This window comes from Streptomyces sp. NPDC051684 (assembly GCF_044453445.1).
Lineage (GTDB): Bacteria > Actinomycetota > Actinomycetes > Streptomycetales > Streptomycetaceae > Streptomyces.
In genome coordinates this window covers 14,856-38,216 of record NZ_JBITCS010000028.1, presented here as the reverse complement: position 1 = coordinate 38,216, position 23,361 = coordinate 14,856, and the positions used below count along the sequence as shown (strand labels likewise).

General features: G+C 72.6%; 21 protein-coding genes and 2 pseudogenes. 11 read left to right on the top strand and 12 right to left on the bottom strand.

From position 1 onward, the window contains the following. Positions 1 to 141 precede the first annotated feature (141 nt). Genes ACIA8D_RS29485 through ACIA8D_RS29475 form a run of 3 tightly spaced genes read left to right on the top strand, consistent with a single transcriptional unit; the run spans position 142 to position 3,901 of the window. Positions 142 to 1,941: an FAD-dependent oxidoreductase gene (locus tag ACIA8D_RS29485; protein WP_399236993.1), complete on the top strand. Its 1,800-nt coding sequence runs from the start codon at positions 142 to 144 to the stop codon at positions 1,939 to 1,941. Next, positions 1,941 to 2,996, top strand: coding sequence for a maleylacetate reductase (locus ACIA8D_RS29480; RefSeq protein WP_399236992.1), 1,056 nt, complete (start codon positions 1,941 to 1,943; stop codon positions 2,994 to 2,996). The genes ACIA8D_RS29485 and ACIA8D_RS29480 overlap by 1 nt, the downstream gene beginning before the upstream one ends. Further along, positions 2,993 to 3,901 carry a dioxygenase gene (locus tag ACIA8D_RS29475; RefSeq protein ID WP_399236991.1) on the top strand — a complete coding sequence of 303 codons (909 nt, stop codon included), beginning with the start codon at positions 2,993 to 2,995 and terminating at the stop codon, positions 3,899 to 3,901. Before ACIA8D_RS29480 ends, ACIA8D_RS29475 begins: the two co-directional genes overlap by 4 nt. Here ACIA8D_RS29475 and ACIA8D_RS29470 read toward each other — a convergent pair. Next, entirely contained in the window at positions 3,898 to 4,830 is a 933-nt protein-coding gene (locus ACIA8D_RS29470; protein WP_399236989.1) for a helix-turn-helix transcriptional regulator, read from the bottom strand. The genes ACIA8D_RS29475 and ACIA8D_RS29470 overlap by 4 nt on opposite strands. A 411-nt stretch (positions 4,831 to 5,241) precedes the next feature. Between ACIA8D_RS29470 and ACIA8D_RS29465 the strand changes: the two are divergent. Both ACIA8D_RS29465 and ACIA8D_RS29460 read left to right on the top strand, forming a co-directional pair. Then, positions 5,242 to 5,484, top strand: a pseudogene (locus ACIA8D_RS29465) (type 1 glutamine amidotransferase domain-containing protein); the annotation flags it as partial. A 35-nt stretch (positions 5,485 to 5,519) separates the two neighbouring features. Continuing rightward, on the top strand, positions 5,520 to 5,909 hold the full coding sequence (locus tag ACIA8D_RS29460) for a VOC family protein (RefSeq protein WP_399236987.1): 390 nt from the start codon (positions 5,520 to 5,522) through the stop codon (positions 5,907 to 5,909). Here ACIA8D_RS29460 and ACIA8D_RS29455 read toward each other — a convergent pair. From ACIA8D_RS29455 to ACIA8D_RS29435, 5 genes are all read right to left on the bottom strand, one after another. Beyond that, positions 5,897 to 7,387, bottom strand: a complete 1,491-nt coding sequence (locus tag ACIA8D_RS29455) for an amino acid permease (protein WP_399236986.1) — start codon at positions 7,385 to 7,387, stop codon at positions 5,897 to 5,899. The two genes, ACIA8D_RS29460 and ACIA8D_RS29455, sit on opposite strands and share 13 nt — an antisense overlap. Before the next feature lie 58 nt (positions 7,388 to 7,445). Beyond that, positions 7,446 to 8,591 (bottom strand): aminotransferase class V-fold PLP-dependent enzyme, encoded by a 1,146-nt coding sequence (locus ACIA8D_RS29450; protein ID WP_399236984.1) that lies wholly within the window; start codon positions 8,589 to 8,591, stop codon positions 7,446 to 7,448. A 110-nt stretch (positions 8,592 to 8,701) separates the two neighbouring features. Further along, a complete protein-coding gene (locus ACIA8D_RS29445; protein WP_399236982.1) occupies positions 8,702 to 9,238 on the bottom strand; it encodes a helix-turn-helix domain-containing protein in 537 nt (178 codons plus the stop codon). Between the two features lie 43 nt (positions 9,239 to 9,281). After that, on the bottom strand, positions 9,282 to 10,862 hold the full coding sequence (locus tag ACIA8D_RS29440) for an AMP-binding protein (protein ID WP_399236980.1): 1,581 nt from the start codon (positions 10,860 to 10,862) through the stop codon (positions 9,282 to 9,284). 37 nt (positions 10,863 to 10,899) lie between these two features. Beyond that, positions 10,900 to 11,151: an IclR family transcriptional regulator C-terminal domain-containing protein gene (locus ACIA8D_RS29435; RefSeq protein WP_399236978.1), complete on the bottom strand. Its 252-nt coding sequence runs from the start codon at positions 11,149 to 11,151 to the stop codon at positions 10,900 to 10,902. Positions 11,152 to 11,182: 31 nt separating this feature from the next. Here ACIA8D_RS29435 and ACIA8D_RS29430 point away from each other — a divergent pair, with 31 nt between their 5' ends. Further along, the gene (locus ACIA8D_RS29430) at positions 11,183 to 11,542 is read left to right on the top strand and encodes a lytic transglycosylase domain-containing protein (RefSeq protein ID WP_399236976.1); all 360 of its coding nucleotides are present in this window, start codon (positions 11,183 to 11,185) and stop codon (positions 11,540 to 11,542) included. A 308-nt stretch (positions 11,543 to 11,850) separates the two neighbouring features. Here ACIA8D_RS29430 and ACIA8D_RS29425 read toward each other — a convergent pair. Beyond that, positions 11,851 to 12,833: pseudogene (locus ACIA8D_RS29425) on the bottom strand (MerR family transcriptional regulator). Positions 12,834 to 12,909: 76 nt separating this feature from the next. Between ACIA8D_RS29425 and ACIA8D_RS29420 the strand changes: the two are divergent. After that, entirely contained in the window at positions 12,910 to 14,427 is a 1,518-nt protein-coding gene (locus tag ACIA8D_RS29420; RefSeq protein ID WP_399236974.1) for an alpha/beta fold hydrolase, read from the top strand. Positions 14,428 to 14,451: 24 nt separating this feature from the next. Here ACIA8D_RS29420 and ACIA8D_RS29415 read toward each other — a convergent pair whose 3' ends face one another. Continuing rightward, on the bottom strand, positions 14,452 to 15,327 hold the full coding sequence (locus ACIA8D_RS29415; protein ID WP_399236973.1) for a LysR family transcriptional regulator: 876 nt from the start codon (positions 15,325 to 15,327) through the stop codon (positions 14,452 to 14,454). A gap of 68 nt (positions 15,328 to 15,395) precedes the next feature. Here ACIA8D_RS29415 and ACIA8D_RS29410 point away from each other — a divergent pair, with 68 nt between their 5' ends. Continuing rightward, positions 15,396 to 16,289, top strand: coding sequence for an EamA family transporter (locus ACIA8D_RS29410; RefSeq protein ID WP_399236971.1), 894 nt, complete (start codon positions 15,396 to 15,398; stop codon positions 16,287 to 16,289). Positions 16,290 to 16,294: 5 nt separating this feature from the next. Here ACIA8D_RS29410 and ACIA8D_RS29405 read toward each other — a convergent pair whose 3' ends face one another. Then, complete coding sequence (locus ACIA8D_RS29405; protein ID WP_399236969.1) at positions 16,295 to 17,203, bottom strand: helix-turn-helix transcriptional regulator; 909 nt, start codon at positions 17,201 to 17,203, stop codon at positions 16,295 to 16,297. A 129-nt stretch (positions 17,204 to 17,332) separates the two neighbouring features. On the opposite strand from ACIA8D_RS29405, the gene ACIA8D_RS29400 reads away from it, so the two are divergent. Then, on the top strand, positions 17,333 to 18,280 hold the full coding sequence (locus tag ACIA8D_RS29400; protein WP_399236967.1) for an SDR family oxidoreductase: 948 nt from the start codon (positions 17,333 to 17,335) through the stop codon (positions 18,278 to 18,280). A gap of 115 nt (positions 18,281 to 18,395) precedes the next feature. Then, the gene (locus tag ACIA8D_RS29395; RefSeq protein WP_399236965.1) at positions 18,396 to 19,397 is read left to right on the top strand and encodes a Sir2 family NAD-dependent protein deacetylase; all 1,002 of its coding nucleotides are present in this window, start codon (positions 18,396 to 18,398) and stop codon (positions 19,395 to 19,397) included. Here the strand turns inward: ACIA8D_RS29395 and ACIA8D_RS29390 are convergent. Continuing rightward, positions 19,306 to 20,133 carry a phosphotransferase gene (locus ACIA8D_RS29390; RefSeq protein ID WP_399236963.1) on the bottom strand — a complete coding sequence of 276 codons (828 nt, stop codon included), beginning with the start codon at positions 20,131 to 20,133 and terminating at the stop codon, positions 19,306 to 19,308. The genes ACIA8D_RS29395 and ACIA8D_RS29390 overlap by 92 nt on opposite strands. Positions 20,134 to 20,160: 27 nt before the next feature. After that, positions 20,161 to 20,955, bottom strand: coding sequence for an SDR family NAD(P)-dependent oxidoreductase (locus ACIA8D_RS29385; protein ID WP_399236962.1), 795 nt, complete (start codon positions 20,953 to 20,955; stop codon positions 20,161 to 20,163). Between the two features lie 159 nt (positions 20,956 to 21,114). On the opposite strand from ACIA8D_RS29385, the gene mftR reads away from it, so the two are divergent. After that, positions 21,115 to 21,747 carry a mycofactocin system transcriptional regulator gene (gene mftR, locus ACIA8D_RS29380; RefSeq protein ID WP_399236960.1) on the top strand — a complete coding sequence of 211 codons (633 nt, stop codon included), beginning with the start codon at positions 21,115 to 21,117 and terminating at the stop codon, positions 21,745 to 21,747. A 9-nt stretch (positions 21,748 to 21,756) separates the two neighbouring features. On the opposite strand, the gene ACIA8D_RS29375 is transcribed toward mftR, so the two are convergent. Next, a complete protein-coding gene (locus ACIA8D_RS29375) occupies positions 21,757 to 23,313 on the bottom strand; it encodes a GMC family oxidoreductase (RefSeq protein WP_399236958.1) in 1,557 nt (518 codons plus the stop codon). Positions 23,314 to 23,361: the final 48 nt, after the last annotated feature.

The window sequence follows — 23,361 nt, the reverse complement described above, 5'->3', positions numbered from 1 at the left end:
GGCCCCGCCCCGGCGAGGGGCGGCTTTCGTGAATCCGCCATGTGTTGGCGGACCCGCCCACTTCGGTACCCACGGTTCCGAAGTGGGCCGGTGCGGCTGGAGACTTGCGGCTCCGACACCGACGCCGGAAAGGCCCCCACCATGCCCGCATTCAGCGATGGGACACCCGAGACCGAGCCACCCGCAGGACCCACGGTGACAGCGGACGTCGTGGTCGTCGGCTCGGGCCCGGCCGGGGCCAGTGCCGCGCTCCTGCTGTCGACGCTCGGCGTCGACACGATCATGATCACGAAGTACCGGTGGACGGCCAACACACCCCGCGCGCACATCACCAACCAGCGCACGATGGAGGTCTTCCGCGACCTGGGCATCGAGGACCAGGTGCTCGCCGACGCCACTGAGCACGCCCTGGTCGGCGACACGGTCTTCTGTACGAGCATCGCCGGCGAGGAGATCGGCCGGATCCGCACCTGGGGCACGCGCCCCGACCGCGAGGGCGACTACCGCCTGGCCTCGCCCTGCCTCACCGTCGACATCCCGCAGACGTACCTCGAACCGATCCTCGTCCGGGGTGCGGCGGAGCGCGGCGCGCACACCCGGTTCTCCACCGAGTACCTGTCCCACACCCAGGACGCCGACGGTGTCACCGTACGGGTCCTCGACCGGCTCACCGGCCACGCGTACGGCATCCGCGCGAAGTACCTGATCGGCGCCGACGGCGCCCGGTCCCAGGTAGCGGCGGACATCGGCCTCCCCTTCGAGGGCGCGATGGACATCGCGGGTTCGATGAACATCACCTTCAAGGCCGACATCGCCCGGCATGTCGCACACCGCCCGTCCGTCCTGTACTGGGTCGTCCAGCCCGGCTCCAACGTCGGCGGCATCGGTGCCGGACTCGTCCGCATGGTGCGCCCCTGGAACGAGTGGCTCATCGTGTGGGGCTACGACATCGCCGAGGAACCCCCGGTCGTCGACGAGGCCGCCGCCGTGCGGATCGTCCGCAACCTCCTCGGGATCCCGGACCTGGACGTCGAGATCACCGGCACCAGCCTGTGGGGCAACAACGAGATGTACGCGACCCGGCTGCACGAGGGCCGGGTGTTCTGTGCCGGCGACGCCGTCCACCGGCACCCGCCGAGCAACGGCCTCGGCTCGAACACCTCCGTCCAGGACTCCTACAACCTCGCCTGGAAGCTCGCGGCCGTCCTCACGGGCCATGCGGACCCCTCGCTCCTGGACACCTACACGACCGAGCGGGCACCGGTCGCGGAGCGGATCGTGAAGCGGGCCAACAAGTCCAGCCGCGAGTTCGTCGACATCTTCGAGGCGCTCGGCCTGCTCGACGCCACCACCGAGGCCGAGATGGCGGCCGCCATCGAGGAACGCAAGGACAACACCCCGGCGGGCGCCGCCAAACGGGCCGCCCTCGTACGCGCCATGGAGCTGAAGAACTACGAGTTCAACGCGCACGGAGTCGAACTCGGTCAGCACTACACCTCCGCCGCGATCGTCCCCGACGGCGGTGAACCCCCCGCGCCCGCCCGCGACCCGGACCTCTACTACGAGATGTCGACGGTCCCCGGCGCGCACCTGCCGCACGCCTGGGTCGGCGACAGCGCACACCGGCACGCGCTCATGGACCTGGCGCCCTACGACCGCTGGACGCTCCTCACCGGCATCGCGGGCGAGGCGTGGGAGCAGGCCGCGGAGAAGGTCGGCGCGGAGCTCGGCGTCCCGCTCGCCACGGTCGTCATCGGGCCCGGCCGCGACGTGACCGATCTGTACTACGACTGGGCCGGGTTGCGCGGCACCGAAGAGAGCGGTGTGCTGCTCGTGCGCCCCGACAAGCACATCGCGTGGCGGTCGGCGACACTCCCCGACGACCCCGCTCGGGAGCTGCGCCGGGCCATGGCAGCCGTCCTGGGAAGGAACGAGCCCTGATGCACTTCGTCCACGAAACGCTACCGCAGACGGTGCGGTTCGCCTCCGGCGCGGCCGCGGAGAACCTCGCCGCCGCACTCGGCGGCCTCGGCAGCGAGCGGGCGATGGTCATCGCCGCCCCCTCGGCGAAGGACCTCGCCGAGCGCGTCACCGACGGCCTGCCCGTGGCGGTGCGCCACGAAGAGGTCACCATGCACGTCCCCGTCGAGACGGCGCGGCGCGCGCGAGAGGTGGCCGCGACCCATCACGCCGACGTCCTGGTCAGCATCGGCGGCGGCTCGGCCACCGGGCTCGCCAAGGCGGTCGCGCTGACGTCGGGGCTCCCGGTCGTCGCCGTCCCCACCACCTACGCGGGCTCCGAGGCGACCCCGGTGTGGGGCCTCACCGAGGGATCCGTCAAGACCACCGGCACCGACCCGAAGGTCCTCCCGCGCACGATCGTCTACGACGCGGAGCTGACGCTCGGACTCCCCGTCGGCCTGAGCGTCGCCTCCGGCCTGAACGCGCTGGCGCACTGCGTGGACTCCCTGTGGGCCCCGCGGACCGACCCCCTCAGCCAGGCCCTGGCCGCCGAAGGCGCACGGGCGCTGTGTGCGGGACTGCCCCAGGTGGTGGCGGAACCGGGCGGCCTCGAGGGCCGGGAGCGGGCCCTGTACGGGGCCTACCTGTCCGCCGTGGCCTTCGCGTCCGCCGGGTCGGGACTGCACCACAAGATCTGCCACGTCCTGGGCGGCGCGTTCAACCTGCCGCACGCCCAGACCCACGCCGTCGTCCTCCCGCACGTCCTCGCCTTCAACGCGCCCGACGCCCCCGAGGCCGAGCGGCGGCTCGCCGCGGCCTTCGACGCCCCCACCGCCAACGAAGGGCTCGCCCGCCTGCGCGCCCAGTTGGACGCGCCGCGCTCGCTGCGGGACCTCGGCATGCCGCACGACGGCATCGCGGCGGCGACCGAAGCCGTCCTCGCCGCCGCACCGGCCGACAACCCGCGGCCCGTCACACCAGCAGGCATCACGGCACTGCTCGACGCCGCCTGGGAAGGAGCCGACCCCCGATGACGCACACCCCGAACACACCCTCGGACGTTCCCGCCGAGCAGCGCGAACGCGAGGCGGACGTCCTGCGGCAGGTCCTGCGGTCATTCGACGACTGTGCCGACCCCCGGCTGCGACAGGTCCTCCAGTCACTGACCCGGCACCTGCACGCGTTCGTCCAGGACGTGCGGCTCACCGAGGAGGAATGGAGCGCGGGCATCGACTTCCTCACCCGGGCCGGGCACCTCACCGACGAACGCCGCCAGGAGTTCATCCTGCTCTCCGACGTCCTCGGTGTGTCCATGCAGACGGTCGCCGTCAACAACGAAGCATACGGCGACGCCACCGAAGCCACCGTCTTCGGACCGTTCTTCACCGAGAACAGCCCTGAGATCGACCAGGGCGGCGACCTCGCCTTCGGCGCCGCCGGAGAACCCTGCTGGGTCGAGGGCAGTGTCACCGACACCGCGGGCAAGCCCGTGAGCGGGGCGCGGATCGAGGTCTGGGAGGCCGACGAGGACGGCTTCTACGACACGCAGTACGCCGACGACCGCGTCGCGGCCCGCGCCCATCTGTTCTCGGACGCCCAGGGCCACTACCGGTTCTGGGGCCTCACCCCGACCCCGTACCCCATTCCCCACGACGGTCCGGTCGGAGGGCTGTTGGCGGCCTCGGGCCGCTCCCCGATGCGGGCGCCGCACCTGCACTTCATGGTCACGGCGCCCGATCTGCGAACGCTCGTGACGCACATCTTCGTCCGGGGCGACGAACTGCTCGACAGCGACGCCGTGTTCGGCGTGAAGGAGTCCCTCGTCAAGGACTTCGCGGCCCAAGCGGCCGACACACCGACCCCCGACGGACGCGACCTGGAGGGCCGGTCCTGGTCCCGCGTCCGCTTCGACATCACGCTGGCACCCGACGCCGGCTAGCCGGCCGCGATGCGGGCCTCGCGCAGGACGTCCGAGGCCCGCACCCCGTAGCGCTCCTTGAACCGGTGGGAGAAGTGCGCGGCCGAGCCGAAGCCGCAGCGCACCGCGGCCTCGGCGACTGTCGTGGTCCCGCCCCGGGAGAGCAGGGAGTACGCCAACTCCAGCCTGCGCTCCAGCAGATACCGGGGAACGCTGGAGCCGCCCGAGGAGAACACCCGCGACAGGTGCCGCTCGCTGATGCCCACGCCACGGGCGACGCGCGGCGCCGAGAGACCGGGCTCGTCCAGGTGCCTGTCGATGTAGACCTTGGCCATCGCCCGATGGGCCGCGGCCAGGGCGGGCGGCCTGCCGGTCACCAGGCTGCCGAGCAGCCCCAGCAGGGTCTGCTCGTCGACGGTGTCGGCGCCCCCGGGACGCAGCGCCCGCCCGGCGAGCCGGGCGAACGTCCGCGCCCCGACGGAGCCTTCGTCGACGTCCAGAACGAGGGGCCGCCGCAGCGTCGACGGCCCGCCGATGTCCCGCCACACCGGACGGGGCACCTTGATCGCCAGCTCCTCGAGCCCCTTCGAGAAGCCCCGGACGAAGGGCCGGTCGGCATCGCACACGATCAACTGCCCCGAGCGCAGCAGGTGGACCCCGTCGTCGTGATAGAAGAACGCGTCGTCCGCCAGGTTCAGATAGCAGGCCATCGCCTCGGACGGCGTGCGCCTGATCACCGCCTGGGGACGCTCCACGATGTGCGGGCTGCCGAGGACCCGCGCGACATGGACCCGCGGCAACTGCAGATTGATCTCGGTGGCGTCCAGCCGCGCCTCACCGAGGGAGCGGCACGTCAACCCGATCAGCGCTTCGGCATTGTGCCGCTCCCACAGAGCGATGTGCTGTTCCTCGGGGAGGTTCAGCGTGCTGAAGCTGACGGGCTGCGTCATGCTCCCGAGCCTCCCGGTTCCTGAGTGCGGCTTCACGCGGCTGCTTAAACGCTCAACAGCTCAGGCTAGTGCCTTTTCAGGCGGTCGGGGTCGTCCGAGCGTGTACGTGGACGACGTGGTGGGCGTCGACGGTCCGGGCGGGGTTCTGAGCGGGTCGCTCGTGGCGAACGAGCATGCCGGTAACGGGAGTTGGACCGGCCGCCCATGGGCCCCGCTCACACGAGTCCCCGGCCGCACCTGGATGACCGCTACATGTCGCGGTCGGCAGGGATTCCTCGATGATGCACGGCACACCGACGCCCGAGTCGCCTCCTTACGAGGTTCGGGCGTGCCCGTCTCGTCTGGAGTAAGCCGACATGACACAGCCGCACCCCACACTCCGCTCGCCACGAGGTCACCGCGTCACCAGACGCATGGCCGTTCGCCGGGTACCGGATGACGGGCCTTTTCAACCTGGAGGAGAAGTTCAACAGCTTCGGCCGCAAGGCGCTCTGGTACCTGGAGGACCGGCTGCGGGAGAACGGCGCCGACTACCGCAAGGGCCGTCTGCCGCTGCGCCCGTACAAACAGGTCGACCGGAACCTCTACACCGGCCAGAACCCCGCGTCCTCCGAACGGCTCGCCAAGCGGATCGTGGAGGACCTGACCACCTGAATCCCGCGCACGGACCCACTCCCGGAGGTCACCGAATGACACCGAAGCCCTTGCAGATCGCGGCCCTTGTCGTCGACGCCGAGGACCCCGAGCGGCTGGCCGCGTTCTGGTCCGAACTGCTCGGGCGGCCCGTCGAGAGCCGCACCGGCCCCTACATCTGGCTGCGCCAGGAGGGCGGCCTCGTGTTCGGGTTCCAGCGCAATCCGCGGCCCACGCCCGGCAAGGACCGCATGCACGTCGACCTGACCTCGCCCGACCTTGCCGCCGAACAGCGGCGCGTCGAGGCGCTCGGCGGGCGGCGGCTCGAGGAGTACGACGAAGGCGGGTTCCTGGTGATGGCGGACCCGGAGGGCAACGAGTTCTGCATCCTGCCCGAAGGGTCCGTGGACATGGACGACGACGGGCGCGCCCACTATCTGGAGTGATCCGGCGCGTTGGAGACGTCCCGCGGTGCGCGAGCGGCCGGGACAGCCCCCTCCGGCACCGTACTGTCCGGCAGCGCCGCGGCCGTCTCGTACCGTCGCGCCCCGAACCGGTACACAAGGACCAGCACCGCGAAGAACGGCAGACCCGCCTTCCAGGAGTCCTCCAGGCCCTCGATGAACACGGTCGAGACCAGGATCGCCGCGAGGGCGAGCGCCGCAGCGACGGTCGTGAAGGGAGCGCCGCGCAGCCGTGCCGGTGAGGCGGGCAGAGCGTTGCGGGTGCGGTGGCGGCGGAAGGCCAGATGCGTGGCCAGGATGAGGATCCACACCACCAGCGCGCCGAACACCGAGATCCCGAACAGCAGGATGTACGCCGTGTCCTCGGAGTGCACCGACAGGAGCGCCGCCGCGCCCAGACCGATGCCGGAGACGGCGAGCGCCCGGTGCGGGACGCCCCGCGTGCCGACTCCGGCGAACAGGCGCGGCGCGTGCCGGTCCACCGCCAGGGAGTGGATCATCCGGGTGGCCAGGTACGTGTTGGCGTTGGCGCTGGACAGGGCCGCGGTCAGCACGACGAAGTTCATGATGCCGGCCGCCGCCGGAATGCCCGCGACGTCGAAGAGCTGCACGAAGGGACTCGCCGTGACGTCGCCGCCCTGCGCGGTGCGCGTCCATGGCACGACGGTGACGACGACCGCCATGGCCAGGACGTAGAACAACGCGAGGCGCACGACCATCCGCCGGGCCGCGCGGGGGATGTCGCGGACCGGGTTCTCGGACTCGGCCGCGGTGACCGCGATGATCTCGGTGCCGATGTAGCTGAAGATGACGAACACGAAGGCCGTGGCGAGGCCGCTCATGCCGTGCGGCAGCAGCCCGCCGTGGCCCGAGAGGTTCGAGGTGCCGACCGCGGCGTGTCCCGGCAGGCCCAGGAACACGTACGCGCAGCCGAGCAGCACGAAGACACCGATAGCCGTGATCTTGATGGTGGAGAACCAGTACTCCAGGCGGCCGAACACGCCGACGCTCAGCGCGTTCGCCGCGAGCAGCAGCAGCGAGAACGCCACCACCGGGAGCCAGAGCGGGAGTTCGGGCCACCAGAACCGCACGTAGATGCCGGCCGCGATCACCTCGCCGCCGATCGCGATCACCTGGATCGTCCAGTACGTCCAGCGGATCACGAACCCCGCGAGCGGGCCCAGGTAGTGCCGCGCGATGCTGCCGAAGGACCCGGCGGCCGGATGCACGGACGTCATCTCGGCGAGCGCCCAGCCGATCACCAGGGCGATCAGCGCGCACACCACGTAGGCGATCACCGTGGCCGGGCCCGCGGCCGAGATGGCGAGGCTCGAACCGAGGAACAGGCCGGTGCCGATGGCGCCGCCCAGACCCATCATGCTGAGCTGACGCCCGGTCAGGGCCCGTTTCAGGCCGTGGTCCTGCGGTGGCGCCGGGTCGGTGCGCGGGTCGTCGGACATGTCACTCGCTCCGTGGTGGGTGCGGTGTTCCTGGACGTGCGGATGCTTGGCTGTTCGGCTATGTGGCGCGGATCTCGCCGAGCGCGGCGATCAGCGCGTCGACGTCGGCGATGGTGTTGTAGTAGTGGAACGAGACGCGGAGCAGGGTGCCGCGCGGACTCGTGACGATGCCGCGCTCGCCGAGAGCGGCGGCCAGCGCGTCCGGGGCCGGATCGGCGATCGCCACCTGCGGCCCGCGCAGTTCGGGGTCGGAGGGTGAGGCGAGTGTCTCGCCGGTCTCGGTGAGGCGGCGGTGTGCGTACGCGGTGAGTTCACGGATGTGCGCCTCGACGTCCTTGGCGTCGACCTCCGCCAGCGTGCGCAGCCCGGCCGCCGCGGCATACGCGGAGGGAATCGACGGCGTGCCGGTCTCGAAGCGCCGCGCGGTGTCCGGGAAGTCGAGCGCACGCGGGTCGAAGCCGAAGGGGTCGACCCGCCCGAACCACCCGGTGAGCTGCGGCGCCACCTCGTCGCGCACACCACCGCGCACATACAGGAACGCGATGCCGGGAACGCCGAGCAGATACTTCAGCGCCCCGCACACCAGGTAGTCGCAGCCCAACTCCCGTACGTCGACGGGGAGTACGCCGAGCCCCTGGTAGGCGTCGACGAACACCCGCGCGCCGGCGGCCCGGGCCGCCCGGACGGTCTCGGCGACCGGCAGCCGGACGCCGTTGCGATACGAGACCAGGGGGATCGAGACGAGGTGGGTGGACTCGTCGATGGCATCGATGTACCCGGCGGCGGGCACCACCCCGTCCTCGTCCGGCACGTGCCGCACCCGCGCGCCCCGCCCGCCCTGCGCCAGCCACACATGCGCGATGGACGGGAACTCCATGTCCGTCGTGACCAGGCCGGGACGGCGCGACCAGTCCAGCGTGGACGCCACCTGGTACGCCCCGTCGGAGGCGCAGCCCACCACCGCGATCTCGTCCGCGTCGGCACCGATGTGCGCGGCGAACGCGGCCCGCGCGACATCGACCTGCACCATCCACTCGCCCCACGGTGCGCCGTGGCTGCGCATGGACCACTGGAACTCCTGAAGCGCCGTCAGCACGTGCTCGGACGCCGCTCCCTGGCTGCAACTGGCCAGGTGGACCGTGTCCTTGAGGGAGGGGAACCGGGCGCGGAAGCGTTCGGGGGTGTCCAGGGTGTCGATCGGCACGGGGCGACTCGCATTCAATCCTGGTGAACGTGTTCAGTGCCGGTGATCGAACCAGCCTGGTGTGTGCCGCGTCAATGGGTGTGCGGGCACGGGCATGTGTGAGCCGGGGGTCACCGGCTCGGCGGCGTCACACTCACGAGGAACCGCGCGGCCTCCTCGCCCTCGTTGACATAGCGATGCGGGACACGGGAGTCGAACGTACAGCTGTCGCCCGGCCCCAACTCGTGGCGCCCGTCGCCCGCTTCGACGACGAGGCTGCCGCTGAGCAGCAGGACGCACTCCTCGGACGCATGGCTGAAGCGCTCTTCGGACGACGCCCCGCCCGGTTCCAACGTCCCTTCCAGGACCTCAAGTCGGGCGGACCCGGCGGACACCCGCGTGTACTCGATCCCGCCCTGCGGCGAGCGCACCTGGATCCGCCGCTCGCGCCGCACCACCGCGACCTCCTCCGCCTCGTCCTGCCGGAACAGGTCGAACAGCGGAAGCCCGAGCGCGGCGGAGAGCCGGCGCAGCGTCTCCAGGCTGGGGTCGGTGAGCCCGCGCTCGACCTGACTCACAAGGCCGGTCGACACCCCGGCCGCCGCCGCCAGCTCCCGCACGGTCATCTTCTGTGCCTTGCGCAGCTCGCGTATCCGATTGCCGATCACGGGGCGAGGTTAGACCACGACGGCCGGTCCGCCGAGGGGCCGGTCAATTGATCCGCCGCGCCGCCCCCGCCCACGCCTTCTCCCGCAGCACGTACTTCTGGATCTTTCCGGTCGATGTCTTGGGGAGTTCGCCGAAGGTCACCGTCTTCGGGGCCTTGAAGCGGGCGAGGCGGGAGCGGACGTGGTCGATGATGTCCGCGGCGGTCGCCGAGGCGCCGTCGCGGAGGGTGATGTACGCGGCCGGGACCTCGCCCCAGCGTTCGTCGGGGACCGCGATCACCGCCGCCTCCAGGACCGCGGGGTGGTCCATGATGGCCTGTTCGACCTCGACCGAGGCGATGTTCTCGCCGCCCGAGACGATGACGTCCTTGGAGCGGTCGCGGAGTTCCACGTAGCCGTCGGGGTGCACGACGCCGATGTCGCCGGTGCGGAACCAGCCGTCCGGCGCGGCGGCGGCCGTCGCTTCCGGGTCGTCCAGGTAGCCGAGCATGACGTTGTTGCCGCGCAGCGCGATCTGGCCGGTGATCGTGCCGTCCGCCGGGACGTCGGTGCCGTCGTCGGCGATCACCCGGGCCGTGCACGAGATCATGTTGCCCACGCCCTGGCGGGCCTTGAGGCGGGCCTGTGCCGCGCCGTCCAGGGAGTCCCACTCGGGGCGCCAGTCGCACAGCATCGCGGGCCCGTACGTCTCCGTGAGCCCGTAGAGGTGTGTGACGTCGAAGCCCAACTCGCCCATCCTGCGCAGGATCGCGGGAGAGGGCGGGGCGCCGCCCGTCGCCATCCGGATGGTGCGGCCCCGTGGCAGTGGGGCGGCTTCCGGGGCGTAGGCGATCATCGAGAGGACCGTGGGCGCGCCGTTGAGGTGTGTCACGCCCTCCTCGCGGATCAGCCGCCACACCTCGGTCGGGTCGAGCTTCGGCAGACACACGTGCGTGGCGGCCGCCGCGGTCACCGCCCACGGGAAGCACCAGCCGTTGCAGTGGAACATCGGCAGCGTCCACAGGTGCACGGAGGAGGGCGTCAGACCCGTGTGGCCGACCATCGCCACCGCTTGCAGATACGCGCCTCGGTGGTGGTACATCACGCCCTTGGGCCGGCCAGTCGTCCCCGAGGTGTAGTTCACGGCGAGCAGGGAGCGTTCGTCGGACGGGGTGCGGTGCAGCGGCTCGGCCCCGGCCAGCAGGGACTCGTAGTCCTCGCCCGTCCTGATGCGCTGGGGCGGGGTGTCCAGACGGGCCAGCGCGTCGTCGACCAGGACGTCGAACGACGGGTCGTGGATCAGCACGGCCGCCTTCGAATGGCTGAGGATGTACGCCACTTCGGCCGCCGCGAGCCGCGTGTTCACCGCCACGAGCGGGGCGCCCGCCCAGGGCACGCCGTAGTGCGCCTCCAGGAGTACGTGGCTGTTCGGAGCCAGCACCGCCACCGGACGCCCGTCGGTCAGCGGCGCCAGGCCGCCCGCAAGGCGGGTGCAGCGGTCGTGCAACTCCGCGTAGGTCCAACGCCGTTCACCGTCGACGACGCCGATCCGGTCGCCGTGCGCCGACGCGGCACGGTCCAGATACGCGGTGGGGGTCAGCGGCTCGAACGACAGGGCGTCGAGGTCGGTGACGGTTTCCGGCATGGCGGCCTCCAGGGGGAGAGCGGGTCCCGAACCGGCCCTACCCCGTTCGGTGCCGGCCAAGCCGGGGGAACACCGCCCGCCGCGCCTCGCCCGCGACGTCGTGCACCAGCGGCGCCAACTCCTTGAAGTCCACCGCCTGCTGGTCCCCGCACAGGGACAGCGCCGCCGTGGTCGGGCCGCAGCCGCGCAGCGGCGCGGCGATGCAGCGGATGCCGGACAGGGTCTCCTCGTTGTCGACGGCCAGGCCCTCGCGCCCCCCGGATCCTGGCCAGTTCCTGGCAACTCCCATCCTCGGTCCCCGACTCGACGGCAGCCCGGGCGTGGCCGCCATCCACGACTCGGACAACGGAGCCTGGGACGGCGACCGGGTCTGGGACCGGGCCGTGGGCCCCGCCCAGTTCATCCCCTCCACATGGCGCCGCTGGGGCAGCGACGGCAACGGGGACGGCGTCTGCGACCCGCACCAGATCGACGACGCGTGGCCGGCGGCCGGCCGCTACCTGTGCGCGGCGGGCGGCGACCCGACGCGGGGCACCGGAATCCGCAGGGCGGTCCTCGCGTACAACCACTCGGACGCGTACCTGGAGCTGGTGCTGAGCTGGATGCGCGTGTACGGGAACGGGGCCGTGCCGACGGCCGGGCTGCCGGGGGGACGGGGAACCGTCGGGCACGCCCGATAAGTCCGCGAAGCCGGACAAGGACTCGGGCACGCCCGATAAGTTCCGCGAAGCCGGACAAGGACAAGGGGAAGGGCAAGGGCGGGGAGAAGGGGGACGGGAAGCGGAAGGGCGGCAAGTCGTCGGGCTCGCCGTCTGCCTCACCCAGTCCCTCGCCATCGGGGAGCCGGTCGGGCGGCGGCAAGCACCCGCCGAAAACCGAGCTGCCGAGCCTTCCCACTCCCACCTTCCGGTGGCCGACCTCTGACCACACACCCTCACCGCTGTTCCCCTCGCACAAGGCGGCGAAGTGAGCCCGAGGGGCCGCGAGATCAGGCGTCGGCGAGTTGCGCGTCCAGCGCGGCGAGGAGCCAGTCGTGGGCCGTTCCCGGAGTCGGTTCAGGCGGGCGCCGTCCGGGGTGGTCAGCTCCGCCACCAGGTCCCAATAGCGGTCGAGACGCGGATCGGCGGCGAGCTGCCGGGCGAGGCCACGGCGGAACGGCAGGGTGTCGCGAGCCTTGGTCACGCGCGCGTACGTCGTGACGAAGCAGTCGAGCGCGTCGCCCGGCGCGGGCGCCGCGCCCGCCCGCATCGGCGCGGCCGCCAGGTCGTAGGCCTCGGCCAACCCGGCGTACAGCACGGAGGATTCGCGCGCCCCCGCCGAGCTGTGCGCGGCGGGCTGGGTGGGTCCCGTGTCCGGCGAACAGGGGCGCGTCACCAGCGCGCACAACCGCGCGAAGGCGAGCACCTGGGCCGGGGTAGGGGAGTCGGGCGGGGCCGGAACCGTGGCCTCCAGGAAGGCCGTTCGCGACGAGGCCGGCATCCGTGGCGGCAGCCAGGCCCGCCAGAACCTGGCCAGCGGCGCCGTGCTCGGCGGGGTGTCCAACGCGCCGACGAGCCGCAGCCGGTCCGCCCGCTCCTGGGGCGGGCACTCCTGAACGAGGCGCAGCGCCGCCTCCTGCCAGCGCAGCGCGCTGAGCCGGGAACCGAGGGTGCGCAGCTGCCCGGCGACGGCGTCCTCCAGCGCGCCGTCCGCCCCCGCCCGCTCGTCGACGATGCGCCGCACCTCGGGGACGGGCAGACCGAGACCGCGCAGCGAGCGGATCATGCGGAGCCGGTCGAGGGCGTCGGAGCCGTACCGGCGGTGTCCGCCCGCGCTGCGGGTGCGCTCCGGGAGCAGGCCGGTGTCCGAGTAGAAGCGGACGGTCTTGACGGTCGTGCCCGCATGCTCGGCGAGCTCACCGATGCTCCACAGCCCGTCGGACGAGCCGGAAGCTGCGGGCGAGTCGAGCGGGCCGGACGAGTCGGTCGACACCTGCACTTGAACCTCCCTCAGGGGGAGTTCCTAACGTACCTCCCGCCACCGATAACCACCGATGGAGGACGGGGAAATGACGGAGTTCGTAGTGGTGCCGGGCCTGTTCACGGGGCCGGACGCATGGCGGGAGACGGCCGCGAAACTGGCGGCCGAGGGCGCGCGGGTCCAGGTGGTGGACCTCGGGCCGGCCACGGATCTGGACGCGCACATCGCGAGGGTCGTCGCGGCCATCGACACCATCACGGAGGGAACGGGGGAAGCGGGAGAAGCCGGCGGCCGGGACATCGTCCTCGTCGGGCACGACTACGGTGCGTACCCGGCGTCGGGCGCCGCGGACCGGCGGGCCCACCGCATCGCACGAGTCGTGTACCTGGACACGGGACCGGTGCAGGACGGTGCCGTGGCCCTCGCCGCGGTCCCCGACCAGGGGCTGCGTGAACGCCTCGCCAAGGACGGGGACACCGTGGGCGAGCTGCCACCGCCCGGCCGGGAGGAGTGGGCGCGCTGGGGGAGCACCGCCGGAGTCCCCGACGAGGCCCTGGACCGGTTGACCGCGCACGCCGCTCCCCAGCCGCTCGGCACCCTGCTGCGACCGCTGCGGCTGACCGGCGCGACGGACGGCCTGCCGTCGACCGGGGTGCTCTGCGCGGAGAGCGGGGCGACCATCGGCACCGTCCGCATGCTGCTCAGCTTCGGCGACCCGACGATCAAGGCGCTGGTGCGCCAGGACGTGACCTTCTTCGAACTGCCCACCGGCCACTGGCCGATGCTGTCCTGCCCGGAGGAACTCGCCGATGTACTGTTGCGCGCGGCGGCCGACGAGGGCACCCGGCTCGAACCCGTGGGCGAGCAGGAATCGGTGCAGTCCGGATACTTCCGGCCGTTCCTCCTCGACGTACCGGAGATCCCGCGCGAACGGCGCGGCGCCATCGACCTGTACGTCCCCGAGGGCGGGGCGGGGGAGCCCCGCCCGGCGGTCGTGATCGTGCACGGCGGACCCGTTCCGGAGGACGCGAGCCCGACGCCGCGCGAGTGGCCGACCCTGGTCGGCTACGCCCGCCTCGCGGCCTCGCGGGGTGCGATCGGCGTCACCCTCGACCACGGGCTGCACGCGGTCACGGCGTACCCCACGGCGGCCGAGGACGTGGCCGCAGCGGTGGCCGAGGTGCGGGCCGATCCGCGGGTCGACGCGGACCGGATCGCGCTGTGGTTCTTCTCCGGCGGCGGTCCGCTGACGGCGCCGTGGCTGAGGGAGGCACCGATGTGGCTGCGCTGCCTCGCGGCGAGCTATCCGATCATGGCGCCGCTGCCCAGTTGGGGCGTGAACGACCCCCGGTTCCGGCCTGCGGACGTGATGGCGCAGGGCGGGACGCCACCGTTCGTCCTCATCCGGGTCGGCCTCGAGGCCTCCGCGGTCGCGGCGACGGTGGCCGAGTTCGTCGCGGCGGCCGAGGCGGGCGACGCGCCGCTGGAGGTGATCGACGTACCGGGGGCGCCGCACGCCTTCGAGGGCCTCGACCATGGCGATGCCGCGCGCGAGGCGGTGTCCGAGGCGATGCGACGGGTGCTGGTCCGGTTGGACCTGGAGTGAGCCGCGGGCGGCCGGCGACGGCCGTCAGCCGCCGTACAACTCGCTCAGCAACGCGATGGCCGCATGCGTACGGGGATGAGGGTCCCGCTCGTCCCAGATCACCCGCACCGGCACCGGATCCGCGCCGGACACGGGGCGGAAGACGACGCCCTCACGCCGGTACTGGGCGACCGTGGCCTGCGGGGTGACGCCGACGCAGCGGCCGGTGGCGATGGCGGCGAGCCAGTCGTCGACGTCGGCCGTGTACTCGACCTCGCCGTGCGGATCGCCCGGCCACAGGTCGGCGGTGGTCGTGCCGGTGCGCCGGTCCACCACGACGGTGCGCCCGCGGATGTCTGCGAGCGGGACGCGGCGACGCTTCGCCCAGGGGTCGTCGGCGGCCATGACGACGTAGCGGGGTTCGTGGCCGACGACGGCGGAGGCGTGGCGCCGCCGCAGATCCGCCCGGTGGCGTACGACGGCGAGATCGCAGGCATCTTCGGCGAGCCCGCCGGTGGGGCTGTTGTGCCGCACCAGGAGCAACTCCACGTCGGGGTACCGCTGGTGCCAGCGGCGCTGGAACTCGGTGGTGTGCCGGCCGAACGCTCCCCAGGCGTGCCCGATCCGCAGCCGTGTGTGCCCCGTGGTGGCCTCGCGCACGAGGTTTTCGGCCTCGGTGAGCAGCTGCCGGGCGTGCTGGACGACCCGGACGCCGGTGGTGGTGGGCGTGACGGTGCGGCTCGTGCGGTGCAGGAGGCGTACGCCGAGGACGGTCTCCAGGGCGTGCAGGGTGCGGGACACCGAGGCCTGGGAGACGCCGAGTTGGATCGCGGCGTCGGTGAAGCTGCCGGTGTCGACGATCGCGAGCAGGCAGCGCAGATGCCGCAGTTCGAGACCGGCGAGACCGCTTCCTTCATCCATACGCTCAGCGTATGTGAGACGCACCGTATGCATTTTGCGTATGGGCCGGGCGGGGCGAATCTCACACCATGGCGACCACATCCCACCCTCCGGCGCAGCCGACCCGCACCGCCGCTTCCGGACCCGCTTCCCCCGCCCAAGGCATCGCGTTGATGCTCGGCAGCGGCCTGTCGAACCAGACCGGCGCGTCCCTGGGGGCCCTGGCCTTCCCCGTGCTCGGCCCCGCGGGGGTCGTGGCCGTACGCCAATGGGTCGCCGCCGTCGTGCTGTTGACGGCGGGCCGCCCGCGCGTCCGCTCCTTCACCGCCGCCCAATGGCGCCTCGTGCTCGCCCTGGCCGCGGTCTTCGCCACGATGAACCTGACGCTGTACCTGGCCATCGACCGGATCGGCCTCGGCCTCGCGGTCACCCTCGAATTCCTCGGCCCGCTCACCGTCGCCCTCGCCGGAACGCGCCGCCGCCTCGACCTGCTCTGCGCCCTCGCGGCGGCGGTCGCCGTCGTCGTGCTCACCCGCCCGCGGCCGAGCACGGACTACCTCGGCATCGCGCTCGCCCTGGTCGCCGCGGTGTGCTGGGGCTGCTACATCCTGCTCAATCGGGCCGTCGGCCACCGCCTCCCCGGCCTCCAGGGCTCGGCCGCGGCCGCCGGCGTCTCCGGGCTGCTCTACCTTCCGATCGGCGGCGCGGTCCTGTACCTGCATCCGCCGACCCTCCCGGCACTCCTCTGCGCCCTGGCGGCGGGCGTCCTGTCCTCGGCGGTGCCGTTCCTGTCCGACCTTCTGGCGCTGCGCCGGGTGCCCGCCCGCTTCTTCGGCGTCTTCATGAGCGTCAACCCGGTCTTCGCGGCACTCGTCGGCCTCCTCGTCCTCGGCCAACACCTCGACTCCCTGGCCTGGTTGGCGATCGCCGTGATCGTGGCGGCGAACGCGGTGGCGGTGGGGACGTCCACCACGCGCGCGTAGGTTCCTCAGTCGTCGGCGACTTCACCGCCCACGCGCTGCCGACCGTCACCCGCGGCGAGCTCGTCGAGCACCTGACCACGCAGCGCCTGCGCCCCTATGACGGAGAGCAGCCGCAGCTTCTCGTGGCTCTCGCTGCCGGGGGCGGCCGTGTAGACGAGGAGCAGCTGGGACTGGTCGGGGTCGACGAGCGTCTGGCACGTCAGTTCCAGCGCGCCGACCTCGGGGTGGACGAAGTGCTTCACCTCGCGGGGACGGAGGCCGACCTCGTGGTCGTTCCACACCCGGCGGAACTCCTCGCTCCGCGCGAGCAGCAGGTCGGCGTAGTGGGCCGCGCGGGAGCCGGGCCCCCGGAGGGTCGCCACGCCCCGCAGGCCCGAGACGAACGCGCGGGTGAGGAAGGCGTGGTCCTCGGGGGCGTAGAGCCGGCGCGTGGCGGGGTCGGTGAACCAGCGGTAGCCGATGCTGCGGGCCGGTCCGGTGTGCACCGTCTGGTCGCCGGTGAGCGTGATGCCGAGCGGGGTCTGGCGCAGTGTCTCGCCGAGCTCGGTGACGATCTCCGCGGGAGTGTCGTGCAGGCGGTCGAGGATGCGCAGCAGGCCCGGCCCGATGTGCGCGCTGTCCGCGCCGCGCGGCGGCGGGGTGTGTCCGGCGAGCCGGAACAGGTGGTCGCGTTCGTCGAGGGAGAGGTGGAGGCCCTGCGCCATGGAGGCGATCAGCTGCGCGGACGGGTGGGGTCCGCGCTCCCGCTCGAGCCGCGCGTAGTAGTCGGTCGACATGTGGCACAGCGCGGCGACCTCCTCCCGGCGCAGACCGGCCGTCCTGCGGCGTCGCCCACGCGGCAGGCCCACGTCCTCGGGTTGCAGGGACTCGCGGCGGCGCCTGAGGAACTCCGCGAGTCCGGTCCGGTCGATCACCTGTGGCTCCGTCTCCGTGCGCGCCGCTCCCGACACCCCTTTCTACCGCTGCCGCACCGCGACAACCACGGACTGACGATCCCCCCTTCACCGGTTGCCGTCGCCCCGGCATCGTCCGAGGCTCTGGGCATGCCCCGCACACCGATCGACATCACCGTCCCCGACCTGTCCGGCAAGCGCGCCGTCGTCACCGGAGCGAGCGACGGCATCGGGCTCGGCCTCGCCACGCGGCTCGCCGCGGCCGGTGCCGACGTGGTCCTGCCCGTACGCAATGCGCGCAAGGGCGAGGCCGCGCTCACCACGATCCGCGAGAAGGCCCCGCACGCGGACGTGTCGCTCCGCGAACTCGACCTGTCCTCGCTCGGCTCCGTCGCGGCCCTCGGCGAGACGCTGCGGGCGGAGGGCAGGCCGATCCACCTGCTCATCAACAACGCCGGCGTCATGACCCCGCCCGACCGGCAGACGACCGCCGACGGTTTCGAGCTGCAGTTCGGCACCAACCACCTCGGCCACTTCGCCCTGGTGGCCCACCTGCTGCCGCTGCTGCGCGCCGGCCGGGCACGGGTGACCTCGCAGGTCAGCGTCGCGGCCAACCAGGGCGCCATCAACTGGGACGACCTGAACTGGGAACACTCCTACGACGGCATGAAGGCCTACAGCCAGTCGAAGATCGCGTTCGGTCTCTTCGGCCTCGAACTCGACCGCCGCAGCCGAGCCCACGGATGGGACATCACCAGCAACCTCGCCCACCCCGGAGTCGCCCCGACGAACCTCCTCGCCGCCCGCCCCGAGGTCGGCCGCGCCAAGGACACCCTGGGCGTGCGCCTGATCAGGACGCTGTCCGCCCGCGGCATCGTCGTCGGGACCGTGCGCACCGCGCAGCTCCCGGCCCTCTGCGCCGCCACCTCCCCGGACGCCGGACGCGGCCGGTTCTACGGCCCGCGAGGCATCGGGCACATGGGCGGCCCGCCCGCGGAACAGAAGCTGTACTCGCGCCTGCGCGGCACGGAGGACGCGCAGCGCATGTGGCAGGTCTCCGAAGAGCTCACGAAGGTGGCCTTCCCCCGCGATACGTAGAAAGGGTTCCGGCGGAGCTCCCCGGCTGAGCGGAGCGAGCGACGGCACCCGCGCAGGCCGGGCGGGCCACCGGATCGCTCGGCGTTCGGGCCGTCGCGTACGTAAGCTGGCCCGCATGCGTACCCGACCGACCCTGACCTGGGAACCGTCCGGAGACCTGCCGCCCGCAACGACCGATCTGGCGCCCGTCGTCGAGGCCGTGCGCGCGGGTGGGGTCGTCGTGCTGAGCGGGGCCGGGCTCTCCACCGAATCGGGCATCCCGGACTACCGCGGGGAGCACGGCTCGCTGCGCCGGCACACCCCCATGACATATCAGGAGTTCACCGGCAGCGAGCAGGCCCGGCAGCGGTACTGGGCGCGCAGCCAGCTGGGCTGGCGGGCCATGATCCGCGCCCGGCCCAACGCCGGACACGTCGCCGTGGCCGAGCTGGCCGAGGCCGGCCTGGTCACCGGCGTGATCACGCAGAACGTCGACGGGCTGCAGCAGGCCGCGGGCGCCCCGGAGGTCATCGAGCTGCACGGCAGCCTGAGCCGCGTGCTCTGCCTGCACTGCCGCGCCTTCACCACCCGCGCGGAAGTCGACCGGCGGCTGCGCGAGGCCAATCCGCACTTCGAGGCCGAGGCCGAGCGGCACCGCACCGCGCGGGTCAACCCCGACGGCGACGTGGAACTCCCCGAAGAGGCGGTACGCGACTTCCGTGTGGTGCCCTGCGCGGCCTGCGGTGTCGGAGTGCTCAAGCCGGACGTCGTCTTCTTCGGCGAGAATGTGCCGCCCGACCGGGTCGCCGCCTGTCGCGGGCTCGTCGCCGGGGCCGGCTCGCTGCTCGTCCTGGGCTCCTCGCTGACCGTCATGTCCGGGCTGCGCTTCGTGCGCCAGGCCGCGGACGCCGGAACGCCGGTCCTGATCGTCAACAACCAGCCCACGCGCGGCGACCGGTGGGGCGTGCGGGTGCAGCTGCCGCTGGGGGAGACATTGCGGGACGTGGTGGCGGCGGTTCGCGAGCAGCCCGGCGGACGCAGTCGGCTCAGCGCGCGTTCCGAAGCCGACCGAGCCACTCCCGGCCCATCCGCAGGCCGTCGGGATACCGGTCGTCCCGGTCCCACCGCCACGTCGTGACGACCGCGAGTGCGAGGGTCCTGCACGCGGCCAGCAGCTCCTCGTCGATCCCCGAACAGTGCGCGGCGACCTCCTCGGGCGCATGCGCGAGGTCGAATTCGACGGGCCCGCGGCAGCACGTCTCCAGGTCGATGAACAGCGGACCCTCGCCCTTGGCGGCGAGAACGTTCCCGGGGTGCGGCTCACCGTGCAGCAACTGCTCGCCGCCACCGCGCTCGCCGAGCGTCCGCCCCAGCCCGCGCAAGGTGCCGCTCAGCAGCTCCCGGTCCGCGGCGGCGAGCCGCGGCGTGCGGTCGTGGTCCGCGAGCAGTTGCTGCGCGCGGGCGATCCGGTCAGTGAAGTGCGGGGCCGGGACGTCGACGGCGCGCATGGCGCTGTGCAGCCCTTCGAGCGCGAGGGCGTAGTCGGCCGGAGCGACTCGGGGCGCGTCCGTGGGCTCGTAGTAGGTCCACAGGGTGACGACGAAGCCGTCCCGCTCGTACACCCGTGGAGGAACACGCGGGTCGAGCGCGGCCACCGGGCCCCCGACGTCCGCGAGCCGCAGTGCGAGAGCGACCTCGAAGTCCGCCACGTGATCGTCCATCGGTGCCACGCGGGCCAGCACGTCGCACGGCAGCAGGCGCGCGGTCAACTTGTTCGAGTCGTGCAGGACGGTGGCGCCGTCCACGCTCAGTCCCAGCGACGAGCCGATCGCCATGGCCGCCGACAGCGCCCGAGCGGACTCGGTCTCGCGCATGCTCCCCCTCTTCCCACTGCTTCGTTCTCAGACGGTGTAACCACCGTCCACCGCCAAGTGCTGTCCCGTGATGAACCCGGCCCGGTCCGACGCCAGGAACGCGACCGCCTCCGCGATGTCCTGTGCGGTCCCGAAACGGCGCAGGGGAATGTTACGACGCGTCACCTGGAGGGCGGCGTCGTCGAGTTCACCGTCCTCGATGAGGCGGGCGGCGATGCCGTCGGTCAGCATGCCGGGGCCGACGCAGTTGAAGCGGACCCCGTAACGCCCCTCCTCGGCCGCGAGCGCACGGACCACCGCCTCCACCGCGCCCTTCGTGCCAGCGGACAGCCCGTCGCGGACGGGATAGCGGCGGGTGGCGGCGGTGGTGACCGCGACGACGCTGCCGCCGGTTTCCCGCAGCGGGGCGAGTGCGGGGTGCACCAGGTTGTAGAAGGCCTGGGCCTCGGTGTGCAGCTGTTCCCGGTACCGGGACGGCGGCACCTGGCTCAGGTGCACCATAGGGACGTGCGGGCCCGCCGCGTGGACGAGTGTGTGCAGCGCGCCGAAGCGGTCCACCGCCGCCCCGATCGCGCGCGCCGCCTCGGCCTCGTCCGTGAGGTCCGCCCGCACGGACTCCACCAGTCCGCCCTCGGCGCGGAGTTCGGCACAGAGGGCCTCGGCCGCCTCCTGGTTCGAGCGATACGTGAACAGCACCGTGCTGCCGCGCCGGGCCAGCGTGCGCACGACCGCCGCGCCGATGCCGCCGGTGCCGCCCGCCACGAATGCGGCGCCCTTGCGGGAGCCGAAGTCCTGTTCCGTGTCCGCCTGTGTACCGTTCAACGCGCCAACTCCCTCACAGCTCCGGCCGGGCCGCGACGCTCGTCGTCATGATCTCGCCCGTCCCCGCGTGTATATCCGTAACCGCCGCAGAGTTGAAGGCATGTCAGGGCGTCGACGGACGACCGGAGGTATCTTCGGTCCCCTGACGAAGGAGCGGATGTGGAGTCGCCGACGGGCCGCGTGGCCGAACGTGTCGACCGGTCGTCGAAGGGCGGCCGCCCGCGTGCCACCTCCCGCGCCGACCTCGAACGGATCGGCTTCGAGCTGTTCGCCCGGCAGGGCTTCGACGCCACGACGGTCGACGACATCGCGGGCGCGGCCGGCATCGCCCGGCGGACCTTCTTCCGCTACTTCGCGTCGAAGAACGACCTCGTGTGGGGCGACTTCGAGCAGCAACTGGCCGGATTCCGCGAGCTGTTGAGCGCCACCGGCTCCGATGTCCCGATCATGACGGCGCTGCGCGCGGCCGTCGTCGACTTCAACCGGTTCGACACCACCGTCGTGCCCTGGCACCGGCAGCGCATGCGGCTGATCCTGTCCGTGCCCACCCTCCAGGCCGATGCCACCTTGCGTTACGCCTCGTGGCGCGCGATCGTCACGGACTTCGCGGCCCACCGCCTCCGTCTCGCCCCGTCCGACGCCCGCCCGCGGCTCTACGGCCATGCCGTCCTGGCCGCGGCGGTCACGGCGTACGAGCACTGGCTCGCGGTGCCGGACGCGGAGCTGAGCGACCTGCTGGACACCGCGATCCGGCACCTGGAGGACGGGCTCGGCGGGCCGCCTTCCCCGTAGCTCCGGGACTCACGGCAGCTCGCGCCGCATCGCATCGGCGATCAGCTCACCGATCAGTACGGCCGTCGCGGCGGGGCCCCGATGGGGTGTGTCCGGCAGCATCGACGTGTCCGCCACGCGCAGCCCGCGCACCCCGTGCACACGCCCGCACTGGTCGACCGCCGGGCCCATCGGGACGGTGCCGCAGGTGTGGTGTGCCGTGCCGAGATGCCGGCGAATCCACGTGTCGAGCGCGCGGACGTCGCCGAGGACGTCGGGGCCGGGAGCGAGCAGGCCGCCGTCGGAGAGGTCCTTGAACGGCGAGGTGTCCAAGAGATCGGCCGTCGTGCGCACGGCCACCCGCAGGCGGCGCAGGACCTCGTCGTCGCGGTCCTTGCCCAGGTAGTCGTAGTCGATGGCGGGGGCGACCGCGGGATCGGCGGAGCGCAGCCGCAGCCGGCCCGTCGGGCGCGGCGTCTGCACGGAGGCGAGGAACGAGAGCGGGGCGCCCGGTACGCGGACGGTCCCGGCGACGAGCCCCGCCATCGGCACCAAGGACTGGAGGATCTCGATGTCACCGGGCCGATCGGTCGCCCCCGCACGGGAGTTGATGTGCAGGCAGCCGCCGAGCCAGGTGGTGGTGGGCGGGTCGAGTTCGTCGCGTGGCCGCCAGTCCAGGACCAGTTGCGGATGGTCGGACAGGCGGGCGCCGACGGCAGGTGTGTCTCGTACGACGGTGACCCCGGCCCGTTCGAGGTCGGCGCGTGGCCCGATCCCGGAGAGCAGCAGCAGGTGGGGTGTGACGAGCGCCCCCGCAGACAGCACCACGCACCCGGCGCTGATCGTCTCCCGCGCCCCGCCGTCCCGCTCGACCACGACGCCTGTGGTGCGCCCACGCTCCACGACCACCCGGAGGACCGAACACCCGCCCGCAACAGTGAGGTTGGGGCGAGCCCGCACCTCCGGCGGCAGATGGGCGAGGCCGGTGTTGATCCGGACCCCGTCGACGGAGTTCGAGGGCACAGGGCCGAAACCCGGTGGCCCCGGCCCGTTCTTGTCGGGTTCCGCCGGGAAGCCGAGCGCGGCGGCGGCAGCGCGGAAGGCGGCGGCCGCGGGATGGGTGAGCGGGGCACGCGCGACACTCATCGGTCCGCGGTCGCCGTGCGGCCCGCCCCCGCCGAAGTCGAGATCGTTCTCCAGGCGGCGCAGCAACGGCAGCACCCGTTCGTACGCCCACGCGGGGTTCCCCGCCCCGGCCCACCGCTCGAAGTCCGCGCGCCGGGCCCGCACGAAGTACCCGCCGTTGACCGTGGTGGACCCGCCGAGGACCCGACCGCGCGGCACCGACCACGGCCGCTGCGGGGCGAGTCGTACGGGATGGGAGAAGGTGGCGGGATGGCTCGGCCGGGCGCCCGGTACGAGGCGTGCGTCCAGCAGGGCCGGATCGAAGGCCGTCGGCACCGGACCGGCCTCCAGCAGCAGCACGCCGCGGTCGGCGTCCTCGCTCAGCCGCGCCGCCAGCACGGCGCCCGCGCCACCGGCGCCGACTACCAGCACATCGGGGCGGGCTGACGCGATCGGGGCCATGGGACCGGATCCAATCCCGCGCGACGACAGCGCGCAAGGCCCCGGTCG